This window comes from Corynebacterium sp. J010B-136 (assembly GCF_002967075.1).
Lineage (GTDB): Bacteria > Actinomycetota > Actinomycetes > Mycobacteriales > Mycobacteriaceae > Corynebacterium.
In genome coordinates this window covers 48,380-62,490 of the sequence record NZ_PUGE01000003.1, presented here as the reverse complement: position 1 = coordinate 62,490, position 14,111 = coordinate 48,380, and the positions used below count along the sequence as shown (strand labels likewise).

Here is a 14,111-nt window from a genome sequence, read left to right as displayed (position 1 = left end):
GTTTTAACAGCATCACGAAATGTGACGGTGTCCTACACTGAAACGGAGTCTATTACATGTCACAGGAACCATTAACCGAAAGACTTGGTATCCCGCGCGCACTCATCTGGGGCTTCATCGGCCTGGCAATCTTCATGATTGGTGATGGTGTCGAAACCAATATCCTAGAACCCTTCCTTTCATCCGAACACGGCTTTACTGTCTCCCGCGCAGGCCTTCTGGTCACGCTCTATGGCATCGCGGTTGCGATTGCAGCATTCTTCGCCGCTGCGCTATCAGACCTGTGGGGCCCACGTCGCGTGATGGCGTTGGGCGCTGGCGTCTGGGTCGTCTTTGAGCTCGCCTTCTTGCTCCTTGCACTCACCAGCAGCTCCACCACCCTGATTTTCCTCAGCTACGGCCTGCGTGGCTTTGGCTACCCACTATTTGCCTACGGCTTCTTGGTGTGGATTACCGCAGTGTCCCCTGCTGAAAAGCTCGGCACGGCAACCGGCTGGTTCTACGTCGCCTTCTCCGCCGGCCTGCCGACGTTGGGCGCTCTGACCGCGACAGTATCCATGGCGTGGTTTAACTTAAGCTTCTATGAAACCCTGTGGGTCTCCCTCGTACTCGTTCTCATCGGCGCAGCCTGTGCGCTCATCGGTGTTAAAGAACGCATCGGCCGCAAGGCACTGGTTGAAAACCCCGAAGATGTCTCTGAGACGCTCGGAGCTTCTTTCAAGCTGCTCATCATAGACCGCCGTGCACGCTTTGTGGTCTACATCCGCACCATCAACTCCATTCCCACCTACGCCATGGCGGTCTTCTTCCCTGCCTATTTCACGGAACGCTTAGAGTGGCCGCTGGCATGGTTTTTGATTCTCACCACCGTCATTTATGCGGTCAACCTGCCCTTTAACCCCTTCTATGGCCGCATCGGCGATAAGTTCGGCTGGTCCAAGACCACCGTGTGGGCAGGCGCCGTATCCTGTGGCGTGACCTTGGCCTTGGTCTATTTCGTGCCGATGCTCTCTGTCGAAATCGGCCTGCCAGACGGCCTCGGCTTTGCTTTGACCTTGGCCTGCGGCGCACTCTTCGGTGTCTCCCTGGCAGGTTTCGTGCCACTATCCCCCATCGCAGTCTCCCTCAATCCAGAGCGCCCCGGTGCCGCCATGGCTGCCTACAACCTCGGCGTCGGTGGCGCAGTAGCAGCAGGTCCTGCACTCGTTGCCATCTTCTACCCACTCGTTGGCGCAACCGGGCTGATCTTTATCTTCCTCGCGCTTTTCGCCGCTGCCGCATTCATGGCGCACAGCCTGCGCGGTACCCAGCCCGGCTTTGACGGCGTGCCTGCTGTTAAAACCCTTTCTGAAGTTTCTGAAGTATCCAAAGGAGCCTAATTTTTTATGCCTACCACTAAACTTTCCCAAGCAAACCTCAACGAGCTCCCAGTTCAGGGCCCAGAATATGACCGCTCGCAGGTCACTGCCGGAGTTGTGCACTTCGGTGTCGGTGGGTTCCACCGTGCGCACCAGGCGCTATACATCGATAAGCTCATGCGCCAAGGCGAAGCTCTGGATTTCGGCATCATCGGCATGGGTGTTATGCCCAGCGATATCCGCATGCGCGACGCCCTCAAGTCCCAGGACTTTCTGTACACGCTGACGGAAAAGACTCCCGATGGCCAGCAATCCTCGCGGGTGATTGGCTCCATCATTGATTACCTATACACCCCGGAAGATCCTGCCAATGCCGTCGCAGTGCTTGCCGATGCTTCCATCAATATCGTTTCCCTAACGGTTACCGAGGGCGGGTATAACTTCGACCACGTGCGGGGCGAATTCAACTTTGACAATCCACAGGTTGCCGCCGATATCGCTGACTTACAAGCCGGCAAGACCGATGAGCTGCGCACCTTCTATGGCCTTATCACCGCAGGCCTGATTGCCCGGCGCGCAGCAAACACCGTGCCTTTTACCGTGATGTCTTGCGATAATATCCAGGGCAATGGCGAAATGGCACACCGCATGTTCCTAAGCTTTGCCGGTGCAATCGACGCAGAACTTGCCACCTGGGTTGATGAGAATGTGCCATTTCCGAACTCCATGGTCGACCGCATCACGCCTGAGACCACCGATGCCGACCGCGAGGACCTTGACTACGTCGATGCCTGGCCTGTCGTGTGTGAGGATTTCACCCAGTGGGTACTAGAGGATAAATTCGCTGCTGGTCGCCCAGCCTTCGACAAGGTCGGCGTTGAACTTGTCCAAGACGTTGTCCCTTATGAGTTGATGAAGCTGCGTTTGCTCAACGCCTCGCACCAGGGTCTGTGCTACTTCGGGTACCTGGCAGGGCACCGCTACGTCCACGACGTCATGGCTGATCCTCGCTTCGCCGAATTCTTGCTCGCGTACATGGAAGATGAAGGCACTCCTTCCCTGCGCCCACTGCCGGGCGTGGATTTGGACGCCTACCGCCACCAGCTGATCGCGCGCTTTGGCAATGCGGCGATTAAAGATACCGTGGCTCGCCTATGTGCGGAATCTTCTGACCGCATTCCGAAGTGGCTATTGCCAGTCGTGCGTGAAAACCTCGAATCCGGCCAAGCACCGGTCACCTTATCCGCAGCGATTGTTGCGTCTTGGGCGCGCTATGCCGAAGGCGTCGATGAGCACGGCGAAGCAATTGCTATCAATGACCGCATGGCCGATCGCCTCAAGGAAAATGCCTCCGGTAACCACGAGGATATCCTGGCATTTTTGCGCGACCGCGAAGTCTTTGGCGATTTAGTCGATAACGAGCAGTTCACCACCGCTTATGCCGATACACTGCGCAGCCTGCACGAGGTTGGCTCCGAAGCCACCTTGGACAAGCTGCTTGCTGCGCGCAATTAGTTCCAACTAGTCCGTAACTAGTTACGGCGCAGCGCCACCGCGGCCATGATCAACACGATGCCGATCATCTCTGCGAGCGTTAGCCACTGCCCCAAAGCTAGCGCGCCGATAATGGCTGCGACCACCGGCAAGATAGCTTGCAGCAGCGCAAAAAGGCTCGGTCCTGCCATGCGTAGGACCACCTGGTCTAAGCCATAAGGGATGGCTGCCGATAAAAGGCCCAAACCAGCGGCAAGCCCCACAATCGTAATTCCCGGAATGCCTGGGTCTTCGGGCCACATTAGCCACATCACCGGCAAAGCTAAAAGGCCGGCGTAGCTAAACCCCACGGCCATGGATTGCCGGGAATTTTCTCTATCAGCTGCAATATGGCTGGAGATGACAATATAGCCCGCCCAGAACAGCCCGGCGGTCAGTGCCCACAGGATGCCGATTGCGTTATCCGACCACGTGGCACCAGAAATCACGAGCACGCCCAACGCGGCAAAAGCCAATGCTATCCAGTCGCGTGCGCGTTTCGAGCCCCACGCCGCCACGACGATGGGTCCTAGAAATTCAATCGCTACGGCAGTGCCCATGGGGATGTGATTAAGCGATTGATAAAAGGACATATTCATCGCCATCGTCATCACGCCATAGATAGCGGCATTACGCCCTGCTACCCCACCGAAAGCCCGCCACTTGGGCCGGTATAAAACCAGCAGGATAATCCCGGCCGCTGCGACGCGAAACCACGCGACGATAAAGGGCGAAAAGCTTTCAAAGAGCCCCACCGCCACCGCAGCACCCGCGTACAAAGACGCACCGGATACCGCCATGACCGCGGGCGCCGCGAGACTGACCTGACCCTGACTATTCACATTCGGAATACTACTAGGTGACAGCGTTGAGCAGACATCGCGATTGCTGTCATGCCTGCTGTCCGCGGGCGTCTTGCGAACCCGAGCGTTGCACATGCGCGCGAAGGATTGCTTGCGCGGTCAACGCGACTACCGCATTGTCATCAGCAGTCAGGCTCGCCAGTATGTCTTCGGCATCGGTGTCTCGAAATTCCGCCAGCGCTTGCACTAGGCGCACCCGCTGGGCAGTTTCCAGCGAAAGATCGCGCACCAGCTTTTCGATGCGCACCACACCGCGTTCGTGCCAGCCTTTCGACTGCGCTAAGACCTCCGCGGCGTCGGTGTCATGGTCGCCTTCGACAATCATAGTGATTAGTTCCTCGAAGATAGCCTCCCCGCCGCGCTCGCCAAGCACTAGCGCCGCAGTGCGGCGCACTTCTTGAGAAGAATCATCTACGACCTGCAGCAGGAAATCTTCTGGGTTTTCTACTTGCGCGAGGATGCGCACGGCACGCAGGCGCACATGCGGGTGTTCATGGTCTAATCCCCGTACAATTTCTTCCAGGGCTAAGTCTCTGGCGCCTTCTTCGATGCTTGCCTGGGTCCGCAGCACCGCCCATGCCAAGGCACCTGCGACATTGGGATTTTCCTCGCTCAAGGCCAAGCGCGCGACCTGACGGATATCCACGCCTGGGGCAAGCCGCATCGCGGAGTCTTGGCGCCGCGAGGGCGAAGACGAGCGCAGATTATGCAAGAGGTTGACTACCTCCAGTGCTGCTTGCCAATCGGTAGCCGCAGAGGCTTTGACTGCGCGGAGTTTGTCATAGAGGCGTTTTTCTTCACGCAGGCGATGCTGTGAGTGCACAATCAGCTCATCAATAACCGCGGGAAAAGAAAACTCCGCATCCTCGAGTGCACTTTTTACTTCCGCTACAGATAGACCCAGCCCGCGTAGCCCTTCGATGTGAAAGACTCGCTCGACATCACCATCGTCATAGTCGCGATACCCTGCGGTACTGCGCGCACTGGGGGCTATAAGCCCGTGCTTTTCGTAATAGCGCAACATACGCGCACTTACGCCAGTCACCTGAGCAAACTCGCCAATGAGCATGCTCTTAGTCTTGCCCATGTGCTGGGTACAGGGCAACCTTGCGTGCCAAGTTGAGGTTGCTGTGCTCGGCGCTGGTGGGGTCATCGAAAAGCGCAAGTGCGGCGTGTACCTGCATCTCTATTGCCTCTAGGCGTGCGCGAGCAGGATCCCCGAGTGCAACAAGCGCGCGGATTAAGCTGCGCTGGGTCTCCGTATCTCCGCGGCCTAGCTCTTGGATGAGTTCTGTGACCAAGGTATTTACTTCCGTCTCGGGCACTGCGGCAACAGCCGCCCGCCATGCGGTGGTGCGGATGGCAACATCGGCATCGTGAAGCATCTCTGTGCGCAACACCGACCAGGTATCGGGGTGGTTTATTTTGCTCAACGTGTGCAGCACCTGCGCGCATGCGTGTGGATCATCTAAGGCTGCGACTAACAGCGGAAAGCTCTCATCGTGGGGATGGCGAGTAATAGCCCAGGTGAGCATATCGCGGACGAAAAAGTCCGGCTCTTTCCCCAGCTGTTGAATTAGTACTGGTAAATCGCCGGACTGTGGGTTTGAGCCCATCATCAGTGCACGGCGCAGGCGTGTAGAAGAATTCATATCTTCATCTCACAGCCTGACACCGTGTCAAGGTCAATAAAGAACCTTAGTTTTTAGCCACCTTCGCGGTAACACTGGAGAGCACCTCATGGGTCTCACCCTCGAGATCATCAGTGGTGACCTCAAAGGAGGTTGCCAAAGTCTCTGCTGCGATGTGGTCTGCGTGACGGGTTGCCCATTCCTTCTTATCTGCTGGGACAGAAAGGACCACGCTGATGCGGTCGGAAACCTCAAAGCCAGATGCCTTACGTGCATCCTGCAGGCCACGGATAACATCCGCTGCCCAACCTTCTGCCTCAAGTTCCTCGGTGACCTCGGTGTTGAGAACAACTAGGCCATCAAGACCATCGATGCGTGCAGTGGACTTTGGATCCGCTGCCTGCAAGCGCTCGGTGTATTCCTCAGGGCTTAAGGTGATATCACCATCAACAACAACGTTTTCGCCCTCGCGGGTGTAGTTGCCGGCCTTGAGGTTCTTGATCGCGCGCTGTACATCCTTGCCCAAACGAGGACCTGCCACCTTAGCGTTGCAGACAACTTCGAAGGTGCCGACGGAGTCGACGTCGTCGGTCAAGATAACTTCCTTGACGTTGACCTCATCGCGGATGATGTCCTTGAAGCCTTCAAGCTGGCCAGAATCTGCCACGGCAACAGTCAGAGCTGGAAGTGGCAGACGGTTACGCAGCTTGTTGGACTTGCGCACAGAGCTTGCAGCAGATGCCACCGCGCGGGTGGTATCCATTGCTTCAACCAGTGCGGCATTCGCTGGGTAGTCTTCTGCCTTCGGGAACGCCGTCAAGTGCACGGAGCGCTCGCCGGTCAGACCCCGGTAGATGACCTCCGAGATGTGCGGCAACAGTGGTGCGACTGCGCGAGACACAGTGTGCAGCACGGTGTAGAGGGTGTTGAATGCCTCTGGGTGTGCTTCCTGGCCTTCCCAGAAACGACCACGGGAACGACGTACGTACCAGTTGGTCAACGCATCAGCGAACTGGCGTACCTCATTGGTTGCGGTGGAAATATCCGTGTTTGCCAGGGCCTCATCAACGTTCTTGACCAGGTCATGAGTCTTTGCCAGGATGTAGCGATCCAGCACATTCTCAGAGCTAGTATCGAACTTCGCATCCTCGGAGGCGTACAGGTTCAAGAAGGTGTACGCATTCCAGATTGGCAGCAGTGCCTGGCGCACGCCGTCACGAATGCCCTGCTCGGTGACGATCAGGTTGCCGCCGCGCAGAATTGGTGAAGACATCAGGAACCAACGCATGGCATCGGAGCCATCGCGGTCAAAGACCTCATTGACGTTCGGGTAGTTGCCCTTAGACTTGGACATCTTCAGGCCATCATCACCAAGCACGATGCCGTGGGCGACAACCTTCTTAAATGCTGGGCGGTCAAAGAGAGCGGTGGACAAAACGTGCAGCAGGTAGAACCAGCCACGGGTCTGACCGATGTACTCCACGATGAAGTCTGATGGCGAGTGGGTATCGAACCATTCTTTGTTCTCGAATGGGTAATGCACCTGCGCAAATGGCATGGAACCAGAGTCGAACCATACGTCCAGAACGTCTGGGACACGGCGCATCATGGACTTACCGGTTGGGTCATCTGGGTTTGGACGCACTAGCTCGTCGATGTGTGGACGGTGCAAAGACTTTGGACGCTGGCCGAAGTCGCGCTCCAGCTCATCCAAGGAACCGTAAACATCGATGCGTGGGTACTTGTCATCATCAGACATCCACACTGGGATTGGGGAACCCCAGAAACGCGAACGGGAGATGTTCCAGTCACGCGCGCCTTCGAGCCACTTACCGAACTGGCCATCGCGCACGTGCTCTGGCATCCACTCAATCTCATTGTGGTTGAGCTCCACCATGCGGTCGCGGAAAGCAGAAACCTTCACGAACCATGCTGGCATGGCCTTGTAGATCAAAGGCTCGCCGGAACGCCAGGAGTGTGGGTAGGAGTGCTCAATGGTGACGTGGCGGATGACGCGGCCCTTGGCCTTCAGGTCACGGATGATGTCCTTGTTGGCATCGAATACCAACTGGCCTTCGTACTCAGGGGTCAGCGAGGTGAACTTGCCGTCATCATCGACTGGCATGACCAGCTCAATGCCGTACTTCGCGGTGGTTGCCATATCGTCTTCACCAAAGCCCGGTGCCTGGTGAACAATACCGGTGCCGTCTTCGGTGGTGACGTAATCAGCCAACAGGATCTTGAAGGAATTTGCGTGATCCTTGAAGTAATCAAAGATTGGCTCATAAGTAATACCTTCGAGTTCCGCACCCTTGAAGGTCTTGAGCACCTCATGGCCTTCACCCAGCTCCTTAGCGTAGGAACCAACCAGAGCCTCTGCCAAAACAAACTTCTGGCCAGTAAACTCGGAGTCTCCGCCCACGCGCACCAGCGCGTAGTCAACCTCTGGGTGGACAGCCAAGGCCAGGTTAGAAGGCAAGGTCCATGGCGTGGTCGTCCAGGCCAGGAATGCGGCATCGGCAAGCTCTTCTGGCGCATTACCAGTAACCGGGAAAGTCACCGTCAGGGTTGGGTCCTGGCGCATCTTGTAGGAGTCATCCAGACGGGTTTCCTGATTCGACAATGGAGTGTGCTCAGCCCAGGAATATGGCAGGACGCGGAAGCCCTGGTAGATAAGACCCTTGTCATAAAGGGTCTTAAACGCCCAGATGACAGATTCCATGTAGTTCGGATCCATCGTCTTGTATCCGTTTTCGAAATCGACCCAACGAGCCTGGCGGGTAACGTATTCTTCCCACTCATCGGTGTAGCGCAGAACAGAAGAAGCACAGTACTCATTGAACTTCTCCAGACCCATATCGTGGATCTGCGCCTTATCGGTAATGCCCAGCTGCTTTTCTGCTTCTAGCTCTGCTGGCAGACCGTGGCAGTCCCATCCGAAGACGCGTGGCACGTGGTTGCCTGCCATGGTGCGGTAACGCGGAACGATGTCCTTGACGTAACCAGTCAGCAAGTGACCATAGTGTGGCAAACCGTTCGCGAAAGGAGGGCCGTCATAAAAGACATACTCTGGGTTGCCTTTGCTTTGTTCTAATGAAGCCTGGAAGGTGTCATCTTCTTTCCAGAACTTCTGGACCTCGGTTTCCATTTCTGGAAACTTCGACGATCCACCGGTCATATCAACCTTGGGATAAACGTGTCCTACGTCCATTAATTAATCCTTCACTTCGTCAATGTGTTTATTCAACAGGGACGCACTGTGCGTGCGCGGTACCACCCTGCTTGGGCATTTAATGCCCCACTTCATTGGTAGTGAAGGATATTTCGGTCCCACCCGTCCGGTTCTAATCAGCACGCAAGCTGTGCTTTTCTTCCGAAATACTCCCCGGTGATAGCCGGATCAATGCATACGCTGCTTAGTTTACACCTAACGTCAAATTCTTCGATGCTAACGCTTGGACTTTTTATACCAATCCAGGAAAAAGAGCACCAACCCCGCACCGGCAGCCACAAAGACTACGATCAGCGACCACGTTGCCGCGGACAGGATGTAGTTTACAAACGCTATGAACGCGATGAGCGCTAAAACCAATGCTGCAATGAGCACATTAATCTCCTATTAACGAAAACACCCCCGGTGCCACAGCATTTAAACTGCAGCGCCGGGGGCGTCATTGAGCCTTTTAGTTAGCGTCCTTGGAAACGTCACCGTTTGGTGCCGCAGAGCCGCGGGACTCAAGCTCTTCCAGCTGGGACTGCAACAGCGTCTTCAGACGAGTGCGGTATTCGCGCTCGTAGGTACGCAGTTCCGCAATGCGGTTTTCAAGAGCAGTCTGCTGGGTCTTGATCGTGGTCATGACCTCGTTGTGTTTCTTGGTTGCCTCTGCCTCGAGTGCAGCGGCCTTGTCCTCAGCCTGACGGATCTGAGCCTCAGCGCGGGAGTTCGCTTCAGACTCAGTCTGCTTTGCCTTAGCCTCAGCATCAGCAACCAGCTTCTTAGAACGAGCCTCTGCCTCAGACAGCTGGGTGGAGGAACGAGACTCAGCTTCAGCCAACTGCTTCTCAGCAGCTTCGCGTGCCTCAGTCAGCATGGAATCAGATTCCGCACGTGCCTCGTTGGAGAGACGGTCCGCCATGTCCTGAGCCATGCCCAAGATGCGGGCTGCCTGCATGTGGGTCTCTGGCGTCGCTGCACCGGTGGTGCCAGCGGCAGCGCCGGTTGCGGCAGCAGCTGCTGGTGCAGCAGCGGAGGAAGACTTCGACGCCTTCAGCGTGGAGTTTTCCTTCTTCGCAGCTTCCAGTTCCTTCTTAGCTGCTTCCAGCTCCTGACGAACCTTAGCGGTCTCATCCTGAGCTGCCTTAACCTCAGCAGTGTTATCAGCTGCAGCTGGAGCAGCAGCTGCTGCAGGCTTGGCGGACTTAGCCTTTTCAGCTTCAGCCTTTGCCTTGGACGCTTCATCCTTGGCCTTGTTAGCTTCTGCCTTAGCGTCAGCCAGTTTCTTTTCGTATTCTGCGCGAAGTTCGGACTCTACGGACTTGCGTACAGCAGCTTCATCTACAGCAGGTGCGGCAGCAGCGGCCTTAGTAGAACCAGAACCGTCTTCGAGCTGCTTTTGCAGTTCGTAGTTCTCATCCTGGAGCTGGGCTAAAGCATCCTCAACGAGATCGAGGAACTGATCAACCTCGTCTTCGTTGTAGCCACGCTTGCCAATCGGCGGCTTGCTGAATGCGACATTGTGTACGTCAGCGGGTGACAGTGGCATGGACTTCTCTTCCCCTTCAAGTCGGTCGAACTCCGGTGACCCGAAGTACTTCGTTCTCTTTCACCTTAATGGACATTATCCCTTAGGACATTGTCATCACGGCCAAAAAGTTCAATTAATGTACGTTTTCTCTAAATCTAAACTACTAGGTTACCTAAATCTAGTTAAAACATCTGTGTTTCTACGCATTTCTTCAGGTTTAGGGCACCAATTGTGCCACTACCCGATGAAAACACCGCGCACAATAAGTTGCAAAACCTGCAAAATAATAAACAAAACTAACACAGATAAGTCGAGTGCGACACCACCCATCTGCATGGGAGGCACAATCCTTCGTAACGCCTTGACCGGCGGATCTGTTATCACAAAGAGTGGTTCTGCAATAACCATAAACCAGCGCGGTGGATTAAATTGGCGCGAGAAGGACTGGATCATCTCGATAATGATGCGGACGATCAGCACTAAGGTATAAAGCCTTAGTAGCGCGAGCAGAATAATTCCGAATGCAGTCACGCATTAACCCTATCAGCAGTAGTTAAAACCCACACAACCCCACCTTTTGGGGTGGGGTTGGCATCTCTATCAAGGTCTTAGTTCGGTTTTAGCGAAGACCAGCGACGTCTTCGAGCTCTACCGTCGGGATAACTGCGCCCTCAGGAACAATCGCGAACACGCGACGGTCAGTATCCATATCGCGGGTTAGATTCAGCATCTTGCCACGCAGACCAAAGCACAGGCCAGCTGCGAAGTCGATGAAGCGCTTCGCTACATCGAAGTCAGCGTCAGTTACTTCAAAGACAACTGCGTCGCCATCGCGGAATGGTTCACCAATCTTCTGTGCCTGGTTGAAGGCAACAACGGTGACAGCAACGATGGTTGGTTCGTACTCAGGCTCAGCAATGGTGTGAGCATATGCCGATGGACGAGGTGCGTATGCAGCAGAACCCTGGGTTTCGTAGCGTGGCTCATCGACGTAGTAAGCGTCGTCTACGCCAGCCTCAGGCTCAGCGAGGCCAAAAAATTCTTTGGTCTTTACCAGAAAAGACATTCATTACTCCCTTTGAGATGCCGGGTATTTATCGTTGCCATTTAACCTAATGGCCGTGCCCCCATTATTCCGGTTCCGACACGCACGATATCTGTACCGGATGCAATTGCATCGGCTAAATCCGCGCTCATTCCCGCGGATAGTAACAATGGGCGTTTAAGCTGCTCACCCAGCTTGTCGGTGAGCTCACGGACCGAGGTAAATACTTGCTTAGCATCCGATTCTAGCGGCGGAACGACCATCAATCCACGAAGTTCTAAGTTTGGCAAATCTTCAATGATTTGCGCTAATTCCTCTACCCCTTCAGGGGCTACTCCCCCACGTGCGGTATCGCCGTCATGAGAGACCTGGATAAAAACCGGGAGGATATCGCGCTGCGCGTTGTCTACCCCACGGTTGAGAGCCACTGCAAGCTTTTCTGTATCTACAGAGTGTACGGAGTGAGCCCAGCGGGCCACGTGGTTCGCCTTTTTCGTCTGTACCTGGCCAATCATGTGGAAGCGTATATCGGAAAGCTCTTCTGCCTTCGCGCGTGCTTCCTGCTCACGGTTTTCTGCAACGTCCGTGATCCCTAATTCGGCGAGCAATGCAATATCTGCCGCTGGGTGAAACTTCGTCACCGGGAGCAATTCCGGTACATCACTGCGTCCAGCCTCGTGGGCCAGTTTTTCAATCAGCGCGCGGGTCTCTTTCAAACCTGCGGCTAGCTCTTCACGGCGGTTATCAGCATTGTGCACGTCGCTGGAGCTGGTGGTCATTTATTTTTCCTCCTCGAGCCAGATTAGGCCCGCTTGTCGCCCGGTTTTTCCTTCGCGGCGGTATGAAAAGAAGTCTTTGTCTTCAATGGTGCACCGGGGATCCGCTTCAATTGCGGTAACGCCTTTGCTCATCAGTTGGCGAATCAGGCCTGCGCGGACGTCTACTCCCCAGGTTCCTTTGGTAGTACGGGTCTTTGAACCCGGTAGATGGGCTTCTACATCATTAGCCATATCCTCTGGAACTTCATAATTACGTCCCGAGGCTGCAGGTCCCAAAAGGACCTGGATATTTGCAGGGGTAGCACCAAGTTCCACCATTGCATCAATCGTATTGGCGATAATCCCATTGCGGGCACCCATGCGACCTGCGTGCGCTGCTGCAACTACTTTGGCTTTGGAATCAGCAAGAAGTACCGGGACACAGTCTGCAACGAGCACTCCGAGTCCGAGTCGTGGTGTCGTAGTCACTATGGCATCAGTGGCCTCGACGGGGACCGGGGTATCTTTATCCACCACTGTCACCGTGTTGGTGTGGAGCTGTTCCATCCACACGATGTCATCAACTCCGGTGACGGTGGCTAAGCGCTGACGGTTTGCGGCTACGGCTTCGGGGTCATCACCAACATGATCGCCTAGGTTAAAAGACTGATATGGCGATGCCGAAGCCCCGCCGGCACGGGTGGTAAACACCATGCGGACGGGGCGGAAGATTTCCTCATTAACTGGCATGTAACCAGACTAGCGCGTTCTTAGCGCATGAAGTCAGGCACATCCAGATCATCGCCACCAGCGCGACGACGATCACGTTCTGGCTCACGCTCGCGACCGTAGTCACGGTCACGGCCGCGCTCATCCTCGCGGCTGGTGAACAGACCAGAACCAGATGGGCGGGAGTGGCGTGGTTCGTAGCGTGGCTCCTCGCGCACAGGCTCAGCCTGTGGCTCTGGGATATCGCGATTATCGAACAAAGAGCCCGGACGAGATTCCAGCTTTGGCTCTTCCTTTTCCTGAACAGCGGCCTTCTTGTTATTTACGCCCTGCAGGTTCGCCTCAGCGTCGAAGCCCGTAGCAATGATGGTCACGCGGACTTCATCGCCCAAGTTGTCGTCGATGATGGTACCGAAGATGAGGTTGACGTCTTCGTCAGCCTTTTCTTGGACCATGATCGCTGCCTGGTTAACTTCCTGCAGACCCAAGTCGGAACCGCCAGCAACAGAAAGCAGAACGCCCTTGGCGCCTTCCATGCTGGATTCCAGCAGTGGAGAATTAATAGCTTGTTCTGCAGACTGCATCACGCGGTCATCACCACGTGCCGAGCCCACGCCCATCAATGCAGAACCCGCATCGGACATAACCGAGCGCACGTCGGCAAAGTCGACGTTGATCATGCCTGGGATAAGAATCAAGTCGGAAATACCCTGGACACCATTGTGCAGCACCTCATCGGCGGCACGGAAGGCTTCCATCATCGACAAGTTTTCATCACCAAGCTGCAGCAGGCGATCATTAGGAATAACAATGAGGGTGTCACATACCTCACGCAAAGCCTCGATACCCTCGAGTGCCTGGCGGGTACGGCGGTTACCTTCAAAGCGGAAAGGCTTGGTAACAACACCGACGGTCAAAGAGCCCTGCTTCTTGGCAATCGATGCAACTACCGGAGCCGCACCAGTACCGGTGCCGCCGCCCTCACCCGCGGTAACGAAGACGAGGTCTGCGCCGGCGAGTGCATCTTCGATTTCGGACTTGTGATCTTCAGCAGAGGTACGACCGACCTCTGGGTTTGCTCCTGCGCCTAGGCCGCGGGTCAGCTCGCGTCCAATGTCGAGCTTTACATCAGCATCAGAAAAGAGCAGAGCCTGGGAGTCAGTGTTGATAGCAATGAACTGAACGCCCTTCAGGCCCTCTTCAATCATGCGGTTAACGGCGTTTACTCCGCCACCACCGACACCGACAACCTTGATGTCCGCGAGATTATTACTTGGAGTGGTCATTAGAGGCGCTAGCACCTTTCGTTCGTGGAATTTCTGGTCCGTCAATGAGGAAATCGACGCGTTGTTTCCATCATTGACGAGACCGCTGTAATTTTCGGGTTCATTTCGCCGCGTGTCGCTACCCTCAACCTTGGGTTTAGAGTTGTTGACATGCGGTTTTGCT

Annotated in this window: 13 protein-coding genes; 2 read left to right on the top strand and 11 right to left on the bottom strand. The window is 55.4% G+C overall.

Features of this window, described 5'->3' with window-relative positions; translation table 11 throughout:
* Positions 1-56 precede the first annotated feature (56 nt).
* Both C5Y44_RS06020 and C5Y44_RS06015 read left to right on the top strand, forming a co-directional pair.
* Positions 57-1,379, top strand: coding sequence for an RbtT/DalT/CsbX family MFS transporter (locus C5Y44_RS06020; protein ID WP_105324132.1), 1,323 nt, complete (start codon positions 57-59; stop codon positions 1,377-1,379).
* 6 nt (positions 1,380-1,385) lie between these two features.
* Positions 1,386-2,873 carry a mannitol dehydrogenase family protein gene (locus C5Y44_RS06015; RefSeq protein ID WP_105324131.1) on the top strand — a complete coding sequence of 496 codons (1,488 nt, stop codon included), beginning with the start codon at positions 1,386-1,388 and terminating at the stop codon, positions 2,871-2,873.
* Positions 2,874-2,890: 17 nt separating this feature from the next.
* Here C5Y44_RS06015 and C5Y44_RS06010 read toward each other — a convergent pair whose 3' ends face one another.
* From C5Y44_RS06010 to ftsZ, 11 genes are all read right to left on the bottom strand, one after another.
* Positions 2,891-3,691 (bottom strand): DMT family transporter, encoded by an 801-nt coding sequence (locus tag C5Y44_RS06010; protein WP_105324130.1) that lies wholly within the window; start codon positions 3,689-3,691, stop codon positions 2,891-2,893.
* Between the two features lie 91 nt (positions 3,692-3,782).
* Entirely contained in the window at positions 3,783-4,823 is a 1,041-nt protein-coding gene (locus tag C5Y44_RS06005; RefSeq protein ID WP_105324344.1) for a MerR family transcriptional regulator, read from the bottom strand.
* 4 nt (positions 4,824-4,827) lie between these two features.
* Positions 4,828-5,406, bottom strand: a complete 579-nt coding sequence (locus C5Y44_RS06000) for a HEAT repeat domain-containing protein (protein WP_105324129.1) — start codon at positions 5,404-5,406, stop codon at positions 4,828-4,830.
* A 46-nt stretch (positions 5,407-5,452) separates the two neighbouring features.
* Positions 5,453-8,596 carry an isoleucine--tRNA ligase gene (ileS, locus tag C5Y44_RS05995; RefSeq protein ID WP_105324128.1) on the bottom strand — a complete coding sequence of 1,048 codons (3,144 nt, stop codon included), beginning with the start codon at positions 8,594-8,596 and terminating at the stop codon, positions 5,453-5,455.
* 237 nt (positions 8,597-8,833) lie between these two features.
* A complete protein-coding gene (locus C5Y44_RS13355; RefSeq protein WP_199185994.1) occupies positions 8,834-8,992 on the bottom strand; it encodes a hypothetical protein in 159 nt (52 codons plus the stop codon).
* Between the two features lie 76 nt (positions 8,993-9,068).
* Complete coding sequence (locus C5Y44_RS05990; RefSeq protein ID WP_105324127.1) at positions 9,069-10,148, bottom strand: DivIVA domain-containing protein; 1,080 nt, start codon at positions 10,146-10,148, stop codon at positions 9,069-9,071.
* Positions 10,149-10,367: 219 nt separating this feature from the next.
* Positions 10,368-10,661, bottom strand: a complete 294-nt coding sequence (locus C5Y44_RS05985) for a YggT family protein (protein WP_105324126.1) — start codon at positions 10,659-10,661, stop codon at positions 10,368-10,370.
* 88 nt (positions 10,662-10,749) lie between these two features.
* Positions 10,750-11,196: a cell division protein SepF gene (locus tag C5Y44_RS05980; protein ID WP_066793166.1), complete on the bottom strand. Its 447-nt coding sequence runs from the start codon at positions 11,194-11,196 to the stop codon at positions 10,750-10,752.
* 41 nt (positions 11,197-11,237) lie between these two features.
* The gene (locus C5Y44_RS05975) at positions 11,238-11,954 is read right to left on the bottom strand and encodes a YggS family pyridoxal phosphate-dependent enzyme (protein ID WP_105324125.1); all 717 of its coding nucleotides are present in this window, start codon (positions 11,952-11,954) and stop codon (positions 11,238-11,240) included.
* Positions 11,955-12,683, bottom strand: a complete 729-nt coding sequence (gene pgeF, locus C5Y44_RS05970) for a peptidoglycan editing factor PgeF (RefSeq protein WP_105324124.1) — start codon at positions 12,681-12,683, stop codon at positions 11,955-11,957.
* A gap of 20 nt (positions 12,684-12,703) precedes the next feature.
* Positions 12,704-13,948, bottom strand: a complete 1,245-nt coding sequence (ftsZ, locus tag C5Y44_RS05965) for a cell division protein FtsZ (protein ID WP_066840768.1) — start codon at positions 13,946-13,948, stop codon at positions 12,704-12,706.
* Positions 13,949-14,111: the final 163 nt, after the last annotated feature.